Source organism: Nocardiopsis sp. iso_186, from assembly GCF_056173365.1.
Genome location: NZ_CM149670.1, coordinates 2,166,515 through 2,187,729, shown reverse-complemented (window position 1 = coordinate 2,187,729; position 21,215 = coordinate 2,166,515). Strand labels below are relative to the sequence as shown.

The window sequence follows — 21,215 nt, the reverse complement described above, 5'->3', positions numbered from 1 at the left end:
CCTCGCTCGGTCACCGGGGAGCACGTTAGTCCTCGGCGACCGTGCGGCGGGAGGGGGCTGCCCCTACCGCCGCACGGTCGGGCCGCAAGCGGCCATCTGCGAACCGAACGGGACGCCGCGGCATCGGGCGCGGGCCGCGGGGGCTGCGCTAGAACCAGCCGAAGTACCAGAGACCGCAGTTGGTGCCCACGATCACCGCGAGCGCCAGCATGATGCCGGTGACGAAGGAGGTGCGCAGCGAGCGCACCAGGTACTCCAGCCCGATGACGTTGTTGAGCAGGAAGTAGCCGAGGCACAGGGCCTGGAAGAAGCCGTCCCAGGTCATGATCCCCGCATACCACCAACCGGAGCCGGTGTAGACGTCGGTGGTGGCGAACCATTCCCAGGCCAGCGATCCGGCCCAGCCCAACGGGATCTGGATGAGGGGGATGATCAGCAGCGGGATGAGCTTGACGAAGCCCCAGAGGTCGGGCTGGTCGGCGCTGCGCCGCTCCGACCGCATCCGCTCCCGGTGCGCGCGCTCGGCCTCCTGCTCGCGGCGCTGCTCCTGACGGCGTTCCCGGTCACGACGGCGCCGCTCCTGCTCCTCCTGTTGCTGCTGTTGCTCGTAGCGCATCCGCTCCTCGTCCTGGCGGCGGCGCTGCTCCTGCTGGCGGCGCTGTTCGGCGCGGTCCTGCTCCTCGTAGCCGCGTCCCTGCCCCGCACGGCGCGACCCCCGGTAGAGGTCGGAGAACGCCTCGTCGTCGGAGGGCGACTCCTGCGCACCGCGCGTGCCGTACCCCGTGTCCGCGCCGCGCCCGGTGGCGGGCAGTGCGGCGGTGGGAGGCGTCTGACCGCCGGTCTGCTGGCCGTAGGCGGCGGTCGGCGGGACCTGGCCGCCGGTGGGGCCGTAGCCGGTCTGTTGACCGTAGGCGGCGGTGGGGGCCGCGGGGGCACCGGTGGGGCCGGCCCCCATCCCCATCACCGAGGTGGCGCCCTGGTCGCCGCCGTAGGTACCCGGCTGGCCGGCGACCCGGGTGGCCTGGTGGTTGCCCAGCATCTCGGTGGCGGCCTGGGGTCCGGAGCCCAGTGCGACGGTGGCACCGTCGGCGCCCGGTGTCAGGGGCGCGCCGCTGAGGGCCGCGTTGACCTTGGCCACCTGCTCCTGCACACCGTGCATGAACTGCGGCGGCAGCCAGGAGGTGCCGGCGGGAACGTCGCCGAGGGCGTCCAGCACGTCACCGGGGCCGGGGCGGTAGCGCTCGTCCTTGGACAGGCAGGCCGCCACCAGGCGCTGGAGCGCCGGGGGCACCTTGGACAGGTCGGGCTCGTTCTGCAGGATGCGCATGACCATGGTCGGCATGGCGCCCTCGCCGAAGGGGCCGATCCCGCCGGCCGCGTAGGCCAGCACCGCACCGTAGGCGAAGACGTCGCTCTTGGGGGTGAGGTGCGCGCCCTGGATCTGCTCGGGCGACATGAACCCGGGCGTGCCGATGATGGACTGGGTGGCCGCGGTGCCCTCGGTGGCGCGGGCGATACCGAAATCGATGACCCGGGGGCCGTCCTCGGCCAGCAGGACGTTGGCCGGCTTGAGGTCGCGGTGGATCAGCCCGACGCGGTGGATCTCGTTGAGGGCCTCGGCCAGGCTCGCGGCCAGGACCCGCAGACTGGCCTCGGGCAGTGGGCCGTGGGCCTGGACCGCCTCGTCCAAGGGGAGCGAGGGGACGTAGGAGGTGACCAGCCAGGGCACCTCACCCTCGGGGTCGGCGTCGATCACCGGCGCGGTGAAAGCACCGCTGACCTGCCGCGCGGCCGTGACCTCGCGTCCGAAGCGCTGCCGGAAGGACTCGTCGGTGGCGAGGTGCGGATGGATGCGCTTGATCGCGACCGCCCGCCCACCGGCGGAACGGCCGAAGAACACCTGGCCCATCCCCCCGGCGCCCAGCCGTCCGATCAGCCGGTACCGGCCGATCCGTTCCGGGTCGCCGTTTTCCAGTGGGCCCACGCTTGACCTCCGCTTGATCCGCTGTGTATCCGCTGTGCCGTCGAAACCCTTGCGATCGTAACGAAGGCGATGGCTTCCTCGGGTCGGGCCGGGCCGCGGTGACGCCGATCCCGCGGTGCGAACGGCCGCGGGTCCACGCCTTCTCCCAGGTGGCGGCCGAACCCGCCGATCTACTCCGCTGGGCACGGCCGGGGCACGGGTGACGCGTGGCTACGGCTGTGATCGCGGAGGCGATCCAGGAAAGGCATCGGAGCGACCGCGACCGGTTGCGGGCCCGACTCTTCGTCGATGGCCGGCGCGGTGCGAGTACGGCCCGCGCTCGACGAGCAGCAGCGCTGACGGCCCCGTCCGGTCGGCGACCGGATCGGGGGTGTTGGTGCACGATACCGGAATTGCGGCCCGTGATCGTCCGGCGATGGACTGCCGGGAAAGGTACGCGATGGAACCGCTGCCTTTACGGCGTAGATCATACCCGCCTCTGCCGGGCACCGAGGTCGGTCTCGATGTGGGTGCACAGCCAGCCGCTCTCGGTGAAGGCGATGCGCATGGCCAGTGCCCGGTGCCGGGCCCCGCAGGCGACGATCCCGCTGACCTCGGCCACTCCCGGCACCGGGCAGCGCAGGCGGGCGGCGCGCAGCCGGGGGCGGACCGCACCCGCGTAGCCGCCGGTACGCAGCCGCAGACTGCGGTACGCCTGTTCGGAGAGCATGGACCGCAACTGGCCGGCGCTGCGGTGCCCGCCCAGGACCTCCACCACGCACTGGGCGAACAGCGACAGGTCAACCCCGGTGCGGACCCGCCCCCGGTGCACGCCCCCGGCACCGGCTCGGCCGCACCGGCCGTACTGCGCCTCGACTGACATCGGTCTCCTCTCGGTGGACGCCCGCGGCAATCGGGGAAAATCGCCGCCGATGTGACCAGATGCCGAAAAGGCCGGACAGGGCAACCTGGTACACCAGCTTTCCGCGGGGCCGCCCGCCGGCCGTTCCGGTTCCGTATCCCTGTTCGTTACCGATGCCTCGGCATACTGCTGGGGTGAACGACGCGTATCTGGGCTCGCCGGCGCCGATCGGCCTGGCCCACCGAGGCGGGTGGCCGGTCAACGACGCGGGACGCAGCCGCCCCGAACTGGAGAACACCGTGGTCGCCTTCCAGCACGCGGCCGGGTTGGGCTACCGCCACCTGGAGACCGATGTGCACGCCACCGCCGACGGCGTCCTGCTGGCCTTCCACGACCCGACCCTGGACCGGGTCACCGACCGATCCGGCGCCATCGCCGGGCTGCCCTACTCCGAGGTGGCACGCGCCAAGGTGGGCGGCAGCGAGGCCATCCCCGTGCTGGAGGAGCTGATCGGCTCGCTGCCCGAGGCCCGCTTCACCATCGACGTCAAGGCCGACAGCGCGGTCGCCCCCCTGGCGGCGGTGCTGCGCCGCACCGGCGCGTGGGACCGGGTGTGCGTCGGCTCCTTCTCCCAGTCCCGCCTGGAACGGGTCCGGCGCACCTTCGACCGCCCGGTCGCGGTGTCCAGCGGCCCCGTGGACGTGGCCCGGCTCCGGGCGGCCTCACTCGTGCCGCTGCTGGGGCGCCTGGCCAGGCGCGGGGTCTCCTGCGTGCAGATACCGCCGACCCACCGCGGCTTTCCGGTGCTCAGCAGGGACCTCATCGCCACCGCCCACCGGATCGGCGTACAGGTGCACGTCTGGACCATCAACGACCCCGCTGCGATGGAACGCCTGCTCGACGCGGGAGTGGACGGCATCATCACCGACAACACCGTCGAACTGCGCCGGATCCTCCTCGCCCGCGGAGCCTGGCCCTCCCCCGCCTGACCCCACCGCCCCCGACCCCACGAAGGCACTCCCTTGTCGCAACCGCCGAACCCCCCGCCCTCCCCCGAACAGCCCCCGCCCGTCGCCCCGGACCGGTCGCGCAGGTCCGAGCAGCGGGCCTGGTACATGTACGACTGGGCCAACTCGGTCTTCACCACCAGCGTCATCACCGTCTTCCTCGGCCCGTACCTGACCACGCTGGCCCAGGACAGTGCGGGCCCCGGCGGGCGGATCAGCGTGCTGGGGTGGATGATCGAACCCACCGCGCTCTACCCCTACGCCACGTCCCTGTCGGTCCTGCTGCAACTGGTGCTGCTGCCCGCGGTGGGTGCGATCGCCGACCAGAGCGGACGCAAGCGCGAACTGATGGGCGTCCTCGCCTACCTGGGCGCCTTCGCCACGATGGGGCTGTACTTCGTGCAGGGCGACGCCTACCTGCTGGGCGCCGGACTGTTCGTCCTGGCCAACCTGTGCTTCGGCGCCTCGATCGTGGTCTACAACTCCTTCCTGCCCGACATCGCCACCCCCGACGAACGCGACGCGGTGTCCTCGCGCGGCTGGGCCATGGGCTACCTGGGCGGCGCGCTCCTGCTCACCCTCAACCTGGGCCTGTTCCTGGGACACGAGAGCCTGGGCATGGAGCAGGGGCACGCGGTCCGCATCTGCCTGGTGTCGGCGGGGCTGTGGTGGGCGCTGTTCTCCCTGATCCCCCTGGCGCGGCTGCGCAACCGGCGCGAGGGCTCGGTGGAGGCGCCGATGCGCCGCATCAGCGTGGGGCGCAGCTTCACGCAGCTGTGGCACACCGTGAAGGGGCTGCGGGCCTACCCCAAGACGTTGATGTTCCTCGTGGCGTATCTGATGTTCAACGACGGCATCCAGACGGTCATCGCCTTTTCGGCGACGTTCGCCGACGCGGCCCTGGAACTCGACCAGACGGTCCAGATCGGCACCATCCTGATGGTGCAGTTCGTGGCGTTCGGCGGCGCGCTGGCGCTGGGGGCGATCGCGCGACGGCTCGGCACCAAGACGACCATCCTGGGCAGCCTCGTGGTGTGGCTGGTCGTCGTGGGGGTCGCGCCGTTGCTGCAGACCGGTTCGGCGGTGCAGTTCTTCGTCCTGGGGTTCTTCATCGCCATCGTGCTGGGCGGCACCCAGGCGCTGTCCCGGTCGATGTTCTCGCTGCTCATCCCCAAGGGCAAGGAGGCCGAGTACTTCGGCCTGTACGAGATCAGCGACAAGGGGTCCGCGTTCCTTGGCGCTTTGACGGTGGGCGTGGTCCTGGACGCCACGGGCGGCGAGTACCGGCTGGCGATCCTGTCGCTCTCGGTGTTCTTCGTGGCCGGGTTCGTCCTGCTGCTCCTGACCAACATCCCCGCCGCCATCCGCGCCGCCGGCAACGAGGTCCCGGCCAAGGTCTAGGGGCAAGGCCCCTGGGAGCCGCGCAAAGCGGACGGTGCCGGGGACCGCGCGGTCCCCGGCACCGTCGCAGGCGTCGGCCCCTACAGCGGCCGGCGCTCGGTGTCCTCGACGTCGTCCAGGCCCGGGATGAGGGCGGGGGCGCGCAGCGCGCCGGCCTGGTCGGCGACGCCGGCCCACTTCAGCAGGGACGCGGTGGCCGCGGCGCGGTCCTCCTCGGCCAGCAGGGAGATGTTGGCCCCGTGGGTGGCGGCGGGCGCGGTGAAGACGTGGGCGTCGCGACTCTGGCCGGTGCGCCCCACCCGGAACGGTTCGGCCGCCCACGGGTCGTACTCGCCGTTGACGAAGAGCAGCTCGGTGCCGCGGGTGCGCACCCAGGAGTCGATGTCGATCATCGCGCGGTGGTCGTAACGGGGAACCGGCAGATCGTCGGGCAGGTAGGTGGCCGCGGCGAAGAGGCCGGGGTGGTCCAGCAGGTCGTCAACGTGGCCGGTGGGGACGCTCGGCGTACCCAACTGGGTGGCGGCCTGGAAGTAGTAGGGGGTGTAGGGCTCGATTCCCTGGTCGGTGTAGAACTCGAAACCGGCCACGGTGTCGAGGAAGGCGACGATCTCCTCGGTGGGGGCGTCCGCTGGGGGGACCATGGCGCACTGGTCGATCCCGTAGTACTGCCAGAAGGCCCAGGCCGTGTCCAGGACGAGCACCTCGAAGGTGGCGTCGGCCCCGCCGATGTTGTCGAAGGTCCACCCGTTCTCGGCGGCCTGCTTCTCGTAGCCGTTGACGATCTCCACGCGCCGCTCCAGTGCGGTGCGCTGGACCTCCTCCAGCGAGGTCTGGCAGGGGGAGTCGCCGCCCACGGTCTCGAAGAACTCCAGGTAGGCGCGGTCCTCCCGGTCGATCACGTCGTTGGGTGCGACGTAGGCGACGGTGCCGTCGAGGTCGTCGGGGTAGAAACGACGGTGGTAGACCGAGGTCATGCCGCCCTTGGAGGCGCCGGTGGAGATCCAGGCACCGGTGTAGATGTCGTCGATGGCCTGGATGATGCGGTGGTGGTCGGCGGCGGCCTGGCGGATGGTGAGCATCCGCTTCCAGTCCGGGGCGTCGGGGCGCGAGGGAGTGAAGAACCGCTGCTCGGTGGAGATCTGGTTGCCGTCAACCAGGCGGGTCGGCTCCGAGCGGGAGGGCACCGTACCGACCTGGTAGCCGCTGGTCTGGAGCACGGTGGGGCGGTCGAAGCCGCGGTGCAACAGGGTGAGGCGCTGCTCGAAGGTGCCGTCGCCGGGCCGGTCGTGGTCGGCGTACTGGGTGTAGCCGAGGACGAAGTAGCGGAAGCCCTGGGCGGTGGGCTTCTCCTCGACGACCGTGAGGCCGGGGACCTCGGCGAGTCGATCGGCGATGTCGCCTTCGGGGACCGGCTGGGCAGCGGCCGGCAGCCCGGTGAACACCAGTGCGGCCGCGGTCAGCAGCGCCACCGAGAACCGGACGAGTGAGGGGCGGTGATGGTCAACCACGCGCGTGACCTCCAGTAGTCGCGGGAGTACTCATGGGTGAGAACCCGCCTGACATTATCGGCCCAACCACGACAAAAGAACCCCCCGCGCGGGGGTGGTCACCAAGGGTGAGGAAGGGTCGGGCGCGTTGACGCGGGGCGAAGTGGGAATTGGGGGTTTGATAGGTCGGGTTCCACCGTTGACACGATGCCCGCAGAGAGCTTCGAGGGAAGGAGCGCCATGCTTTACGGCGCCGAACACGTCAAGCGCTACGTCGAGACCGACGGACGCGAAGGACACATCTGGCAGGAGGGCGTTCCCACCCTGATCCTGACCACAACCGGACGCAAGTCCGGCGAGCAGCGGTCCACCCCGCTCATCTACATCGAGGACGGCGACGCCTACGCCGTGGTGGCGTCCAAGGGCGGCGCGGAGAACCACCCCCTCTGGTACCTCAACCTCACCGCCGACCCCTCGGTGCGGGTGCAGGTGGCCGCCGACAAGTTCGACGCCGTCGCGCACACGGCCTCCGAGGAGGAGCGGGCCCGACTGTGGCCGCAGCTGGCACTCGTCTGGCCCGACTACGACAACTACCAGTCCAAGACCGACCGGGTGATCCCCATCGTGGTCCTGGAGCGCGCCTCCTGATCGGCCCCGGCACCGCGCGACCGCACGGCCGCGCTCGGGGAGGGTCCGGTCGGGCGCCACGCGGCGCGCGGCGCGGCGGCGCGGGCACCGGATCGCAACCGGGCTCCCGGGGGGATCCGTTTCGTCCCCCGTGCTGGGCATACTGGGTGTTATGACCTTCTCGACCCCCGGCCCCGTGTTCGTCGGGCGCTCCGCGCAGCTGCGGACACTCGTCGAGCACGCGGCACGCACCCGTACGGCGGGCTCGGCCACGGTGCTCGTGAGCGGAGAAGCCGGAGTGGGCAAGTCGCGGCTGCTCCAGGAGTTCGGGGGCCGCCACGGAGACGCGCTGCTGCTGTCGGGAGGGTGCCTGGAGCTGGGGGTGGAGGGGCTGCCCTTCGCACCGTTCGTGACGGTCCTGCGCGGACTGCTGCGTGCGCGGGGGCCGGAGCCCTTCGCAGCCGTGGCGGAGGGGACCGGACAGGAGCTGGCCCGGCTCCTGCCCGAACTGGGGTCCCCGCCCCCCGACCGCCGCGAGGCACGCGGGCGGCTGTTCGGCCAGGTGCTGCGGCTGCTGACCGCCGCCGCCGGGACCGGCGGTCTGACCATGGTCGTCGAGGACCTGCACTGGGCCGACTCCGCTACCCGCGACCTGCTGGTCTACCTCATCCGCACGCTCGACACCGCCCCGGTGCAGATCGTGGTCAGTTACCGCTCCGACGACCTGCACCGCGAGCATCCGCTGCGCCGGCTGCTGCCCGAGTTGTTGCGTCTGCCCACCGTCACCCATCTGGAGCTGGGCCCTTTGTCACGCTCGGAGGTGGCGCGCCAGGCCGCCGCGCTGCGCGGGCACGAGCTGACGCCCTCGGAAGTCACCGCCCTGTACGAGCGCACTTCCGGCTACCCCCTGTTCGTGGAGTCGCTGCTGGAGACCGGGCGCACCGACGGCCAGGTCCCGGCCCGATCGCTCGAACTGCTGCTGGGGCCGCTGGAGCGGCTGGGCGAGAACGCGCGCACCCTGGCCAAGACCGCGTCGGTGGGCGCCGTGGGCGGCGACCGCATCGGACACGCCTTGCTGGCCCGGGTGGCGGAACTGGACGAGGACGTCCTGGACACGGCGCTGTCGGAGCTCGTGGACGCCAATGTGCTGCGCGCCGACGAGGAGGGCTACGTGTTCCGGCACGCACTGTTGCGCGAGGCCGTGCACGAGGAGCTGCTGCCGGGCCGGCACGCCCGGCTGCACCTGCAGTTCGCCGAGGTCCTCCAGGAGCGCCCCGACCTCGCCCCCTCCGACCGGCTCGCCGTGGAGCTGGCCCACCACTTCCACGCCGCGCACGAGCTGCCCCGGGCGTTGGGCGCGGCGTGGCAGGCCGCCCGGCGCGCGCACGAGGCGCTGGCCTTCTCCGAGGAGCTGCACATGCTCCAGCGCGTGCTGGAACTGTGGGAACGGGTCCCCGACGCCGCGGAACAGACCGGGGCCACCCTGGTCAAGGTACTGGAGCGGGCCGCGGAATCGGCCTACGACAGCGGCCGGATGTCCAAGGCCAAGCGGCTGGCCGAGGAAGGGCTCGCCGAACTGGGCGAGGCGCACGGGCCCGACGAACGGATCGCACAGGCGGTGCTGCTGCGCCGGCTGGGGCGCGCCCGGATGCAGTTGGGCGACCACGACGGCATCGACGACCTGATCGCCGCGCTGGACGTGCATCCCCCGGCCGACCCCGGTTACGGGTTCCTGCTGGCGGTCCTGGCCAGGGAGCTGTTGATGCGCGGAGGGCTGCTGCCGGCCCACCGGCTGCACGATTCCGATCGGGGCGGGGACACCGGCGGCGAGCGGTTGCTGGACGCCACCGAGCTCACCCGCAAGGCGCTGGCCCACGCCGAGGTCTACCACGACCCCTGTGCGCGCTCCGACGCCCTGGTCACCCTGGCCTCCCTCCAAAGCCAGGCGGGTGACACCACGGCGGCAATGGCGACGTTCGAGGAGGCCGTCAACGCGGCCCTGGACCCCGAGCTGGCGTCGCGGGCCCTGGGCGGCCTCGCCTCGATGCTGCGCGAGCACGGGCGCTACGCCGAAGCCTCCGAAGCCGCGCAGCGCGGCCTGGAACAGGCCCGAACCAGCGGCCTGTTGCGTCCCCAAGGATCGTTCCTCGCCCTGAACCTCGCCGAGATCCACTACGAGACCGGCGACCTCGCCGCCGCCGGTGCCATGGCCGATCAGGGGATGGAGTGGGCACCACCCCCGCTGATCCGTTTCTTCCTGATGTGCTTGGCCGGCCGGACGGCCCTTGCCCGAGGCGACCTCGCTGCGGCCGAGGAGGTCACGGCCGAGGTGGTGGCCGCCGGAGTGACCGAGAGCCCCCGGTTGCAGCTGGCCCTGATCGCGACGACCCTGACCATCGAGGTCGCGTTGGCGCGCGGGGAGACCGGTGCGGCCCTTGCCGCGTCCGAACGGGTCTGCGCCGGCACCGACTTCGCCCTGTGGACGGGGTACGCCTGGCCGCTGCTGGCGTCGGTGGCCCGCGCGGTGCGTGCGGGCGGCCCCGACGATCCCGCGGCTGCACGGCTGCGTGCGGTGCTGCGCCCGATGCTGGAGCGGATCGCCGCGCACGGACCGGTTCAGCAGGGGCACCGGGCGACTGTGGCGGCCCTGCTCGGCGAGGCCGGGGCGACGTCCGCGGAGTCGGCCCTGGCCTGGCGCAGGGCCGTGGAGCTCTGGGAGTCAACCGACGCCGCGCTCCAGCACGCCTGGGCGGTGCTGCGCCTGGCCGAATGGGAGGCAGCGCACGGTGAGCGCGTGGCTGCGGTGCGGCGATTGCGCGGTGCCGCCGCGGTTGCCGAACGCTGTGGCGCCGTCCCGCTGGCCGGACAGGTCACCGACCTCGCCCGCAGGCTGAACGCCTCCCTGGACGCGGAACCGGGCCGCGCTCCCGCGCCGCCTTCGGGGCTCACCCCCCGGGAACTGGAGGTGCTGCGCCTGCTGACCCGGGGAGCCACCAACGCCGAGATCGCCGCGGAGCTGTTCATCTCGGCGAAGACCGCGAGCGTGCACGTCTCCAACATCCTGGCCAAGCTGGGGGTCGCCAACCGCGGTGCCGCGGCGGCCCGCGGCCGGGCGCTCGGCCTCACCCCGCTGCTCGACCGGTCCTGAGCAGGCGGTGGTGGCCGGGCGCGCGGCCCACTCACCGGGCGGGCGTGTAGGACCACAACGCCCGCAGGAACCGGGGCAGCACTGCCAGGACCGCCACGGCCAGGACCCCGCCCAGGGCCATGGCCGCACGGGGGCCGATCAGGTCGGCGGCGAAGCCGTGCAGGGCGTCGGCCACCCGCGGCCCGCCGGCGACCACGACCAGTTTCACGCCCTGGATGCGTCCACGCATCTCGTCGGTGGCGGCCTCCTGGAGGATGGTCCCGCGAAAGACCGCGCTGACCAGGTCCGCCACCCCGGCCAGGGCCAGGCACAGCAGGGTGATCCACAGGACGTGGGACGCTCCGGCGAGCGCGATGAGGACGCCCCACGCCACAACCGCCCCGATCAGCATGCGGCCGTGCCGGCGCACGAGCACGAGCCGCCCGGACAGCAGGCCACCGAGGACCGCGCCGGCCGGGATCGCCGCGAAGAGCAGGCCCAATGCCATACCTGAGCCGACCCCCTCGAACCCCGTGGCCAGTTCCGGGAAGATCGCGCGCGGCATCCCGAACGTCATGGCGACGATGTCCAGCAGGAACGACGCGACGAGCACCGTGTTGGCCACGATGTATTTGAGGCCGGCGCCGATGCTGGCCGCCCCGGGCCGCATCGTCGGCCGGACCAGGGGCCGCAGCCGGGGAAGGCCGGCCACCGCCAGCACCGCCAAGGCCAGTGCAACGAAGTCGACCAGGTAGAGGGCGGGAATCCCCACCAGGGGGATGAGCGCCCCTGCGGCCAACGGTCCGGCGACCATCCCCACCTGCATGACGGTCGTGTTCAACGCGACCGCGGGGGCCAGCAGGTCGTCGGGGACCAGCCGGGCCACCGCCGCCCCCCGCGCCGGACCGTTGGCGCCGTAACAGGCCTGCTGGACCGCCACCAGGAACATCAGCAGCGCCACGGACCCGTTCCCGGTGGCCGCGTGGACCCACAGGGCCAGGACGGTCAGGGCCAGACCGGTGTTGGTGACCAGCATCATGGTGCGGCGGTCCACGACGTCGGCGATGCTGCCGCCCCACAGGGCGGCGACCGCCATGGGCACGAGCCCGGCCAGCGAGGCCAAACCGACCATCGTGGAGGAGCCGGTCATGGCATAGACCTGAACGGGGACGGCGACGGCCGACACCTGGCCCCCCACGGCCGTGACCACGGTGGAGCCCCAGAGGCGGCGAAACGGTCGGTGGCGAAGGGGCCGCAGGTCCAACGCGAAGGAGGCCGGCCCACGCCGCCCGGTGTCGGTCACCGCGGCACCCCGTCGGAGGTGGGGCGCCGCGGTACCGCTGCGGACATGGTCATCCGATGATCATCCCTGATCCGCCACCGTTGCGGAGCAGAGGTGCGGCCGGGCGTCCCCGGGCGACACGATGCCGGGAACTCAGCCGCCCCGGCGGTGTTCGCGCAGGAGCAGCGCGGAACCGACGAATGCCGCGACGGCGAGGAGGCCGAGGGCGACACCGACGGTGTGCAGTGCCGTGGTGAAGCCCGGCCCCGCCAGTCGGCCGCCGCTGATGACGGCCAGCACCGTGCCGACCACCGCCAGGACGACGGTCTCCATGGTGAGGCGGGCGGTGTTGAACAGTCCGGCCGCGGTCCCCGCCTGCTCCGCGCGGACGCTGGAGACCGCCAGACCGTTGACGACCCCGGTGGTCAGTCCCGCTCCGGCCCCGATGAGCAGGAGCGGAGCGGCCAGGCCCCAGGGAGTGCTGTCCGGACCGACCGTGACCAGCAGGACAGCGCCCGCACCGCTGAGCGCGACCGACCCGCAGACCAGCAGGGCGGGGGAACGCCTGGCGACCGCGGCGCCGGCCACGGGCAGGACGATCGAGGGAACGGTGAGCATCAGCAGCCAGGCACCGGCCCGACCAGGGCTCAGGCCGACGACGGCGATGAGATAGGAGGGCAGGTAGACGAGCAGGGGAACGAGCAGGGCCATCAGGGCTCCCGCCGCCAGGGAGAACGCCAGGAACGGCCGGTTGGCCAGCAGCGCGAGGTCAACCATGGGATCGGCGGCGCGCCGCTGCACGGCAACGAATCCGGCTCCCAGGCCCACCGCCGTCAGCAGCCCGCCGGCGACCACGGGGCTGGTGAACCCGAGCACGGGTGCCTCGACGAGGACGACGATCACCAGGACGAGCGCCGCGGTGAACAGGGCGCCTCCCGCCCAGTTGACGCGTTTCTCCCCGGTTCCGGGCAGGCGGGGCAAGAAGGGGCAGAGCAGCAGGACCGCCCCGGACAGGACCGCGGGCACCGCGAAGACGGCCCGCCAGTCCAGGACGCCCACCAGCAGGCCCGAGAGCGCGGGCCCGAACGCCAGTCCGACGCCGAGCACGATGCCCAGGGCCCCGAAGGCACGGGTCCGCGCAGGCCCGTCGAAGGTGGCGGCCAGGATCGACGCTCCGGTGGCCGTGGCCGCGGCTGCGCCGACCCCGGCGCACGCCCGCGCGAGGTTCACGAGCACGATGTCACCGGCCAGCACGCACATGAGGCTGCCGGCGCAGAACAGGGCGACCCCGCCGGCGAACATGCGCCGCCGCCCCACGAGGTCGGCGAGCGAACCGCCGAAGGCGAGGAACCCGGCGAAGCAGGCGTTGTAGCCGTTGACGACCCACTGGGCCGCTGCCAGGTCCGCCGCCAGGTCGCTCTGCACGCCGGGAAGGGCCACCGCGGCGCCGGTGATCGTGAGCGGGACCGTCAGCGAGGACAGCAGGACGGCGGTGAGGACGAGCACGTTCCTGGTCACGGCGCGCACCTCGCCGGACCGGAGAGGCGGACGTCAGACCGGTTTCGGGCAGACGCGGGAGAACCGTGGCCGGACAGGGGCCGGCCACGGGCGGGAAAGGGGTGCACAGAGAGCTCCGTGGATCAAGCGTGGAGCCGGGCAGCACTGGTGGGCGCACCGGCCGATGGGCGCTGATGCGGCGAAGCGTGGTACTGGGAGCACGCCGCCGCTACGGGCGGCACACTCTGTTCGACTCTGGCACGTCAACCAACCTACTCCACCACGGGCGGACGCGGCCGACAGGGGTGGCGGTCCCTCGCGGGCGCGTGCCCGCCGGCGCCGGCGGACACGTCCCGGCGCAGGCATCCGGCCACGGCGCTAACGGTCCACCGAGGTGGGGGCCAGCTCCTCGACCCGCCCGGCGTGGACGTGCAGGCGGCGGGTGGTGTGCACGGTGCCCAGCATCCGGCGGTCGTGCGTGACCAGCAGCAGGGTGCCGGGGTAGGAATCCAGTGCGGACTCCAACTGCTCGATGGCCTCCAGGTCGAGGTGGTTGGTGGGTTCGTCCAGCACCAGGAGGTTCACTCCGCGCCCCTGGAGCAGGGCCAGCGCCGCACGGGTGCGCTCCCCCGGCGAGAGGGTGGCGGCAGGGCGCAACACGTGCGCGGCCTTGAGAGCGAACTTGGAGAGCAGGGTGCGCACGTCGGCCGGGGAGAGGTCGGGCACGGCCGCACCGAAGGCGTCCAGCAGCGGCTCGTCGCCGAAGAAGAGCCCTCTGGCCTGGTCGATCTCACCGACTACGACTCCCGGCCCCAGGGAGGCGAGTCCGGATTCGAGTTCGACCCGACCCAGCAACGCGGCCAGCAGGGTGGATTTCCCCTCCCCGTTGGCGCCGGTGACGACCACGCGTTCGGCCCACCCGACGTGCAGGTTGACCGGTCCGAGGGTGAAGCCGCCGCGCCGCACCACCGCGGCGTTGAGCGTGGCCACCACGGCACCCGAGCGGGGCGCGGGGGCGATCTCCATGCGCAGCTCCCACTCCTTGCGGGGCTCCTCCACCACGTCGAGGCGCTCGATCATCCGCTCGGTCTGACGCACCTTGGCGGCCTGCTTCTCACTGGCCTCGGATCGGAACTTGCGGCCGATCTTGTCGTTGTCGGTGGCCTTGCGGCGGGCGTTCTTGACGCCCTTGTCCATCCAGGACTGCTGGGTGCGGGCGCGGGCCTGGAGGCCGGCGCGGGTGTCGGCGTACTCCTCGTACTCGGCGCGCGCATGGCGGCGGGCGGTCTCGCGCTCGGCGAGGTAGGCGGTGTACCCGCCACCGTAGGCACGCACCTGCTGCTGGGGAAGGTCGAGTTCGACGACACGATTGACCGTCCGGGCCAAGAACTCGCGATCATGGCTGACCACGACGGTGGCCGCGCGCAATCCGGTGACGAAGCGCTCCAAACGGTCCAGGCCGTCCAGATCGAGGTCGTTGGTGGGTTCGTCCAGGAGGAAGACGTCGTAGCGGCTCAGGAGAAGCGAGGCGAGCCCTGCGCGGGCCGCCTGGCCGCCCGACAGCGCGGTCATGGGCCGGGTGAGCCCGACGGTCAGACCGAGGTCGGCCGCCACCTCGTCGGCGCGTTCCTCCAGGTCTGCTCCGCCCAGTGCGAGCCAGCGCTCCAGCGCCAGGGAGTAACGGTCGTCACTGCCCGGCGCCGCCTCGACCAGGGCTTCTGTTGCGGCGTCGAGTTCGCGCTGCGCGGCGGTGACCCCGGTACGCCGGGCCAGGAAGTCCGCGACCGTCTCGTCGGGGCGGCGCTCGGGTTCCTGCGGCAGGTGGCCCACCACCGCCGAGGCGGGGCTGGTGCGCACCGTCCCCTCCGCGGGGGTGGCCAGACCGGCGAGCAGGCGCAGCAGGGTGGACTTGCCGGCGCCGTTCACACCGACCAGGCCGATCACGTCGCCGGGCGCGACCACCAGGTCGAGTCCGGAGAACAGGGTGCGGTCGGCGTGGGCGGCGGCGAGGTCTTTGACAACGATGGAGGCACTCATCAGGTCACCGACGATAGCGCCACCGGCAGCGGTACCGCACGTGGCGGTGCGGTGGGCCGGAAGCGGCCGGATCGTCGGCCGGTGCGCGGGCACCCGATGCTCGCTTCCCGATCATGCGCACGGTTTCCCGGGCGCCGCGGCCGGCCTCCTCCTGGGGTGGGTCCGTGCCCGCACCGGACCGGTCTAGCCGGCCTTCCCCGCCCATTGTGCGCCCGAAACGAAACAGGTCTGCACCTGGGAGCATCCACCGAGACGATCGGCTGAGACCGCAACCGGGGCGGGAAACACCAACGGCCCGGCCCGCGCCAGGAGCGGGGCCGGGCCGTTGCCGGAAGCGGGGGTTACGACTCGCTGTGCGGGCTTCCGGGGGAGCCGGCCTCATCGGTCTTGTCGGCCTCGCCGGTCTCGCTGTTGTCCAGCCACTCCTCCCAGGAGCGCTGCCAGTAGCCCCAACCGTTGTCAACCTCAAGTTCGCGGTCGGTGCCCTCGACGATGTAGGGGTCGCCCATGAGCGAGTTCTCGTAGAACCACTTGGCGTCCCCGGTGCTCATGTTGGTGCAGCCGTGGCTCAGGTTGGCCTGGCCCAGCGAGGAGTTCCACGGGGCGGCATGGGTGAACTCGCCGCTGTTGGAGAACCGCACCGCGTAGTTCACGTCGAGCTTGTAGTAGTCGGGGTGGCCCTCGGGGATGCCCACGGTGGCGGAGTCCATGACGAGGTGCTGGTACTTCTCCATCGTCAGGTGGGTGCCGGAGGTGGTGGTGTAGGCCCGGGTCGTCGCCTCGCCGTTGCTGATCGGGAAGTCCTTGATCTGCTCGCCGTCGCGCTCGATCACCATGCGGTGGGAGGAGTCGTCAACGGTGGTGATCTGGGAGCGGCCGACCTCGAAGTTGAGCTGGTGGTTCTTCACGCCGTACACGCCCTCTGCGGCGTTGACGCCGGCCAGGTGCATGTTGACGGTGACCTCTTGGCCGGGGGTCCAGTACTCCTTGGTACGGAACACCACCATCTGGTCGCCGAACCAGTTCCAGGCGCCCTCGGTCGGCTCGTCGGAGACGACCTCCATGGCCGCCTCGACCTGGGCCTTGTTGCTCACCGGCAGGTCGAAGTTGACCACCACCGGCATCCCCACCCCGACGGTGTCACCACTCGTGGGGAAGTTGGACTGCAGCTCCAGGCGTCTGCCGTCGGTGGCGGGGAGGGTCTCGAAGTCGCTGGTGGCCTCGACGGTCTCGCCGTCAGGGGTCTCTGCCGTCGCGGTGACCGTGACCTTCGCGCCCGGGGTCAGCGTCCAGTCGCTGGTCCACCCGGTCTCGTCCTCGTTGAAAGTGCCGGTCATCTCGTCGGCGCCGGTGTTTTCCACCCCCTCGGTGCGCACCTGCACGTCGGTGAGCGTACCGCCGTCGGCCTCGACGGTTACGGGAAGGTCCGGGCGGACCTCGTCGGTGCCGTCAACGGGGGTGATCAGGATTTCCGCGGTGGGTCCCGGCTCGGGGGCCTGTTCCCCGGCTGTGGGATCGGCCGGTTGAGGATCGGAGCTACAGGCTGCCACACCCAGCATGAGGAGGGCGAGCGCCCCGGGCAGCAGGGCGCGGGACGCGCGGTGGGTCGTGGGCATGTGTGCGGTCTCCCAGGGGTCGGGAAGAGTGTGCGCGAAAAGGGGACGGCCGGAGGCTGGTCAGGGGCGGGGTGGGTCTCAGCGGGCGTCGGCGGCCTCCACCGCCGTGCGCGGGACGCGGTCGCCCGTTCCCGGGCGCGCCCCTGCCTGCCCCGCACACCAAGAAATATATCCAATGCCGCTTGAAATGGACAAAGTGGCGTGAGGTCCGACGATCGAGCCGGTTGGCCGGAGTGGTAAACCGTAGTGGGCCCGGATCCGGGCCACCTCGATCGACGAGGGGCCCACTCGCCCCTGACGGAGGCTGCAAACCATGTCTGAGGCCGCAACCGAGCAGAGGATCGCCGTGATCACCGGAGCCAGCAGCGGGATCGGCGCAGCCAGTGCCCGCCGCTTGGCCGAGGCCGGTTACCTGGTGATCCTGGCTGCCCGACGTGTCGAGCGTATCGGTGCCCTGGCCGAAGAGCTGCGGGGGGCCGGTCTTGCCGCACGGGCACACTCCCTGGACGTGACCGATGCCGCCTCGGTGCGCGACTTCGCCGCCGGCCTGGAGCGGGTGGACGTCCTGATCAACAACGCCGGCGGGGCAATCGGCACGGACACCGTGGAAAACGGCGACCCCGCCGAATGGCAGGCGATGTACGACGTGAACGTCGTGGGGGTCCTGCGTGTGACCCAGGCGCTGCTGCCGAAGCTGCGCGCGAGCGGCGACGGAACGGTGCTGGTGATGTCGTCGACCGCCGCGCTGACGCCCTACGAGAACGGCGGCGGTTACGTGGCGGCCAAGCACGGGGCGCACGTGATCGCCGAGACGCTGCGTCTGGAGCTGTGCGGCGAACCGATCCGGGTGATCGAGATCGCGCCGGGCATGGTCCGCACCGAGGAGTTCGCGTTGAACCGCTTCCACGGTGACGCCGACCGGGCCGCCTCGGTCTACGCGGGCGTGCCCCAACCACTGACCGCCGAGGACGTGGCCGACACCGTGGCCTGGACCGTGACCCGCCCACCGCACGTCAACATCGACCTGCTGGTGGTACGGCCCCGGGCCCAGGCCTCCAACCACAAGGTGTACCGCGAGACAAAGTAGCGGCTGCCCGTACGGGCGGCTCAGTCGGCGTGGTCGCGACGCCAGCGGGCGAGCAGGAGCTCCAGCGGATCGGCCTCCGGCTCCGGGGGGCGGGCTGCCGGAGCCTGGTAACGGGCCCCCGTGGCCTGCACCCGCACCGGGGCGGGCGCGCGGGGGGAAGCGGCGGGACCTGCCTGCTGGGGCTGTGCCCTATCCCGGTCGGGGGCCCCGTAACGAGCGCCCTGGGCGCGAGGGGTCCGCGCCGGGGGAAACATTCGACGGATTCCCTTGCGCGCAGGAACCGGGGCCGGTCGGGTGGCCGCGGGCCTGCGTTCCGGGGCGAAGGCCACCGGCAGCTCGACGAGTCCGTGTACCGACAGCGATCCGCGCCGGCGCAGCGTCTCCGGTGCGCCGGTGAGCGTCAGGTCGCCGAGTCGGGAGATGAGCACGTCGATGGCGGTGATGGTGATCTCGCGGGCCAGGCTCTGGGCGGGACAGCCGTGCGGGCCCGCCCCCCACATCAGGTGGGCGCGGTTGCCGGCGAGGGCGTCGATACCGTCCTCGCGTCCGGGCGGACGGGTCGCGGGGTCGGCGTGCGCGGGTGCGAACCCCAACAGCAGTGCGTCCCCCTCCTTGATCTCGGCGTCGCCGATGCGCACGTCGAGGGTGGGGTAACGGCCCGCGAGGGTCTGGAGCGGCGGATCGACCCACATGACGTAGTCGATGAAGTCGGCCGCCGGCAATGCCGCCCCGCGGTAGGCGACCGCGATCTCGGAGTCGCCCAGGAGGCGGTGCAGGGCGTTGCCGATGAGGTGGGTGGTGGGTTCGTGACCGGCTCCGACCATCAGCAGCAACTCGTCCACCGCTTCGGTGTCGCTGAGCGCGGCGGGATGGGCAAGGAGCGTGGAGACGAAGTCTCCACCCGGTTTGTCCCGGCGCCGGCGCACCAGCGCGGTGAAGTAGTCGCGGATGTCGTCGGCCGCCTGTTCTGCGACGGCCGCGTCGCCGTCCCGGCGGTTGGCGGTCAGGTCGGCGAGCAGGCGGCCGTGCTCGTCGGAGAGGCCGAAAAGGCGGTTGAGGACGAGTACGGGCAGCGGGGCCGCGTAGTCGGCGATCAGATCGGCGTTCCCTTCGCCCGCGAACCCGTCGATGAGTGCGTGGGCCAGGCGTTCGATGGCGGCGCCCAGCGCGGGGCCCGTGACCGCGGCCAGCCCCTCGACGATGGGGGCGCGCAGGCGTCGGTGGCCGGCTCCGTCACCGGCCAGCGATCCGGTGCGCGGGCCGGGGACGTTTCCCAGGCCGCCCTCCCGGGCCTGACGCCAGTGACGGGGGTCGGTGGAAAAGCGCGCGGGATCGCGCAGCACGTTGAGGTTCTCGTGGTAACCCAGCAGCAGCCAGCCGGGGACTCCCGGAGTGATCTCGACCGGGGCGACCGCGCCGAACCGGGTCCGCAGTTCCTCCCAGAGGGAGGCATGGTCGGAGTGCTGGAGGTCTTTGTAGAGGGGCACTGCCTGGTCGTGCACCGGGCAGCGCGGGGAAGGGCTACCGGGCGTGGGACGGGACTGACCGTTGTTCACGACGGGCTCCTATGGCGGGGGTGCGGCGAAGCTTAGGCCCCGTTTGTTTCCGTCATGATTCGGTCGCCGAGAGTCGTGTTTTCGGCGCTGTCGGGCGAGCTGCGGCGATCCCGGCAAAGTCTGCACAAAGAAAGGGGATGAGCTGCGACGATACGATCCACCGAAAACAGGGTGGGATGGGCCACAATTCGAGGATCGCGACCCCCGGCGGAGCCCTCCCCGCAAGCGGTCGCGCATTGTCGCACGGTTGGGGCGCAGTCGTGTGGGGAATCCTCACACGGATCGACGCGTTACACCCACGAGACCGCAAGAGCGCCTGGAGGCATGTACACGATGGCCGAGCGAGCACTTCGCGGAACCCGACTCGGGGCAACGAGCTACGAGAACGACCGCAATACCGACCTGGCCCCACGCCAGGAGGTCACCTACGACTGCCCCCGGGGCCATCGCTTCTCCGTCACTTTCGCGACCGAGGCCGAGATCCCCGCGAACTGGGAATGCCGTTTCTGCGGCGATAACGCACTCATGGTCAACGGCGAGCAGCCGCAGGCGAAGAAGACCAAGCCGACCCGCACCCACTGGGACATGCTGCTGGAGCGCAGGAGCATGGAGGACCTGGAGGAGGTCCTTGCCGAGCGGCTGGAACTGCTTCGCAACCGACGCAAGGAGGAGCAGGAGCACCTGCACGCCCTGGCCAGGCAGCGCCAAAGCGCCTGACCTGCCGGCAGTCTTTCAAAGGGCCGGGTGGTGCGTCCCAGATGACCTGGGGTGCACCACCCGGCCCTTCCTCGTCCCCGCTGCACCGAGAAGAGCGGTCAGTGGGACGACGACTTCCCGTCGAACGGGTCGGTGGTGTGCCCGACCAGGTCGGCGATCGAGTTGACGATGGTGGTGGGCCGGTAGGGGAACCGGTCGGCCGTGGCCTCGTCGGAGATCCCGCTGAGGACCAGGATCGTGCGCAGACCCGACTCCAGTCCGGCGCGCACGTCGGTGTCCATGCGGTCCCCGATCATCAGCGTCTGCTCGGAGTGGGCCCCCAGCACGCGCAGCGCGGAGCGCATCATCAGCGGGTTGGGTTTGCCCACGTAGTAGGGGGCGTGCCCGGTGGCCCTCTCGATGAGGGCGGCGACCGCGCCGGTTGCCGGGAGAGAGCCCTCGCGGCTGGGCCCCTTCTCGTCGGGATTGGTGGCGATGAACCGGGCGCCGTTCTCCACGAGCCTGATGGCCCTGGTGATCGCCTCGAAGCTGTAGGTGCGGGTCTCCCCCAGCACCACGTAGTCGGGATCGCGGTCGGTCAGGACGTAGCCGATGTCGTGCAGGGCCGTGGTCAACCCCGACTCGCCCACGACGTAAGCCGACCCTCCGGGCCGCTGCTGCTCCAGGAAGCCGGCCGTGGCCAGCGCCGAGGTCCAGATGGACTCCTCGGGGATGTCCAGGCCGGTGCGCAGCAGTCGGGCACGCAGGTCGCGCGGCGTGTAGATGGAGTTGTTGGTCAACACCATGAACGGGATCTGGTTGTCGCGCAGTTCGCCGATCAGGGTGTCGGCCCCGGGAATGAGGTGCTCCTCCCGCACGAGCACGCCATCCATGTCCATCAGGAAGTTCCAGCCGGATTCGTTGATCACGGCTCAATTGTCGCGTGTTCGTTGCGTGGAACCAACCAATG

Annotated in this window: 15 protein-coding genes; 6 read left to right on the top strand and 9 right to left on the bottom strand. The window is 71.6% G+C overall.

What is annotated here, in order from left to right:
- Positions 1-148 precede the first annotated feature (148 nt).
- Both AC0VYP_RS09745 and AC0VYP_RS09740 read right to left on the bottom strand, forming a co-directional pair.
- Positions 149-1,984: a serine/threonine protein kinase gene (locus tag AC0VYP_RS09745; protein WP_285760272.1), complete on the bottom strand. Its 1,836-nt coding sequence runs from the start codon at positions 1,982-1,984 to the stop codon at positions 149-151.
- A 466-nt stretch (positions 1,985-2,450) separates the two neighbouring features.
- On the bottom strand, positions 2,451-2,846 hold the full coding sequence (locus AC0VYP_RS09740) for an Rv3235 family protein (RefSeq protein ID WP_475473586.1): 396 nt from the start codon (positions 2,844-2,846) through the stop codon (positions 2,451-2,453).
- 152 nt (positions 2,847-2,998) lie between these two features.
- Here AC0VYP_RS09740 and AC0VYP_RS09735 point away from each other — a divergent pair, with 152 nt between their 5' ends.
- Positions 2,999-3,814 (top strand): glycerophosphodiester phosphodiesterase family protein, encoded by an 816-nt coding sequence (locus tag AC0VYP_RS09735; RefSeq protein WP_475473584.1) that lies wholly within the window; start codon positions 2,999-3,001, stop codon positions 3,812-3,814.
- A 33-nt stretch (positions 3,815-3,847) separates the two neighbouring features.
- On the top strand, positions 3,848-5,233 hold the full coding sequence (locus AC0VYP_RS09730) for an MFS transporter (protein WP_475473582.1): 1,386 nt from the start codon (positions 3,848-3,850) through the stop codon (positions 5,231-5,233).
- Positions 5,234-5,313: 80 nt separating this feature from the next.
- Here the strand turns inward: AC0VYP_RS09730 and AC0VYP_RS09725 are convergent, their stop codons facing one another.
- Positions 5,314-6,741, bottom strand: coding sequence for a S28 family serine protease (locus tag AC0VYP_RS09725; RefSeq protein ID WP_475473580.1), 1,428 nt, complete (start codon positions 6,739-6,741; stop codon positions 5,314-5,316).
- A 219-nt stretch (positions 6,742-6,960) separates the two neighbouring features.
- On the opposite strand from AC0VYP_RS09725, the gene AC0VYP_RS09720 reads away from it, so the two are divergent.
- Together AC0VYP_RS09720 and AC0VYP_RS09715 are read left to right on the top strand one after the other, a co-directional pair.
- A complete protein-coding gene (locus tag AC0VYP_RS09720) occupies positions 6,961-7,368 on the top strand; it encodes a nitroreductase family deazaflavin-dependent oxidoreductase (protein WP_285760580.1) in 408 nt (135 codons plus the stop codon).
- Positions 7,369-7,519: 151 nt separating this feature from the next.
- The gene (locus tag AC0VYP_RS09715; RefSeq protein ID WP_475473578.1) at positions 7,520-10,495 is read left to right on the top strand and encodes a helix-turn-helix transcriptional regulator; all 2,976 of its coding nucleotides are present in this window, start codon (positions 7,520-7,522) and stop codon (positions 10,493-10,495) included.
- A gap of 31 nt (positions 10,496-10,526) precedes the next feature.
- On the opposite strand, the gene AC0VYP_RS09710 is transcribed toward AC0VYP_RS09715, so the two are convergent.
- The 4 genes from AC0VYP_RS09710 to AC0VYP_RS09695 all read right to left on the bottom strand — a co-directional run bounded on the left by AC0VYP_RS09710 (position 10,527) and on the right by AC0VYP_RS09695 (position 16,906).
- Complete coding sequence (locus AC0VYP_RS09710) at positions 10,527-11,777, bottom strand: MFS transporter (RefSeq protein WP_285760278.1); 1,251 nt, start codon at positions 11,775-11,777, stop codon at positions 10,527-10,529.
- Between the two features lie 132 nt (positions 11,778-11,909).
- The gene (locus tag AC0VYP_RS09705) at positions 11,910-13,274 is read right to left on the bottom strand and encodes an MFS transporter (RefSeq protein ID WP_475473576.1); all 1,365 of its coding nucleotides are present in this window, start codon (positions 13,272-13,274) and stop codon (positions 11,910-11,912) included.
- Positions 13,275-13,631: 357 nt separating this feature from the next.
- Entirely contained in the window at positions 13,632-15,290 is a 1,659-nt protein-coding gene (locus tag AC0VYP_RS09700; protein WP_475473574.1) for an ABC-F family ATP-binding cassette domain-containing protein, read from the bottom strand.
- Positions 15,291-15,631: 341 nt separating this feature from the next.
- A complete protein-coding gene (locus AC0VYP_RS09695) occupies positions 15,632-16,906 on the bottom strand; it encodes a L,D-transpeptidase (RefSeq protein WP_285760281.1) in 1,275 nt (424 codons plus the stop codon).
- A gap of 313 nt (positions 16,907-17,219) precedes the next feature.
- Between AC0VYP_RS09695 and AC0VYP_RS09690 the strand changes: the two genes are divergently transcribed.
- Entirely contained in the window at positions 17,220-17,993 is a 774-nt protein-coding gene (locus AC0VYP_RS09690; RefSeq protein ID WP_285760282.1) for an SDR family oxidoreductase, read from the top strand.
- Positions 17,994-18,013: 20 nt separating this feature from the next.
- Here the strand turns inward: AC0VYP_RS09690 and AC0VYP_RS09685 are convergent, their stop codons facing one another.
- Positions 18,014-19,549, bottom strand: a complete 1,536-nt coding sequence (locus AC0VYP_RS09685; RefSeq protein WP_475473572.1) for a cytochrome P450 family protein — start codon at positions 19,547-19,549, stop codon at positions 18,014-18,016.
- Positions 19,550-19,882: 333 nt separating this feature from the next.
- Between AC0VYP_RS09685 and AC0VYP_RS09680 the strand changes: the two genes are divergently transcribed.
- On the top strand, positions 19,883-20,266 hold the full coding sequence (locus AC0VYP_RS09680) for an RNA polymerase-binding protein RbpA (RefSeq protein WP_475473571.1): 384 nt from the start codon (positions 19,883-19,885) through the stop codon (positions 20,264-20,266).
- 98 nt (positions 20,267-20,364) lie between these two features.
- On the opposite strand, the gene AC0VYP_RS09675 is transcribed toward AC0VYP_RS09680, so the two are convergent.
- The gene (locus tag AC0VYP_RS09675) at positions 20,365-21,144 is read right to left on the bottom strand and encodes an HAD-IIA family hydrolase (RefSeq protein WP_475474209.1); all 780 of its coding nucleotides are present in this window, start codon (positions 21,142-21,144) and stop codon (positions 20,365-20,367) included.
- Between the last annotated feature and the right edge of the window lie 71 nt (positions 21,145-21,215).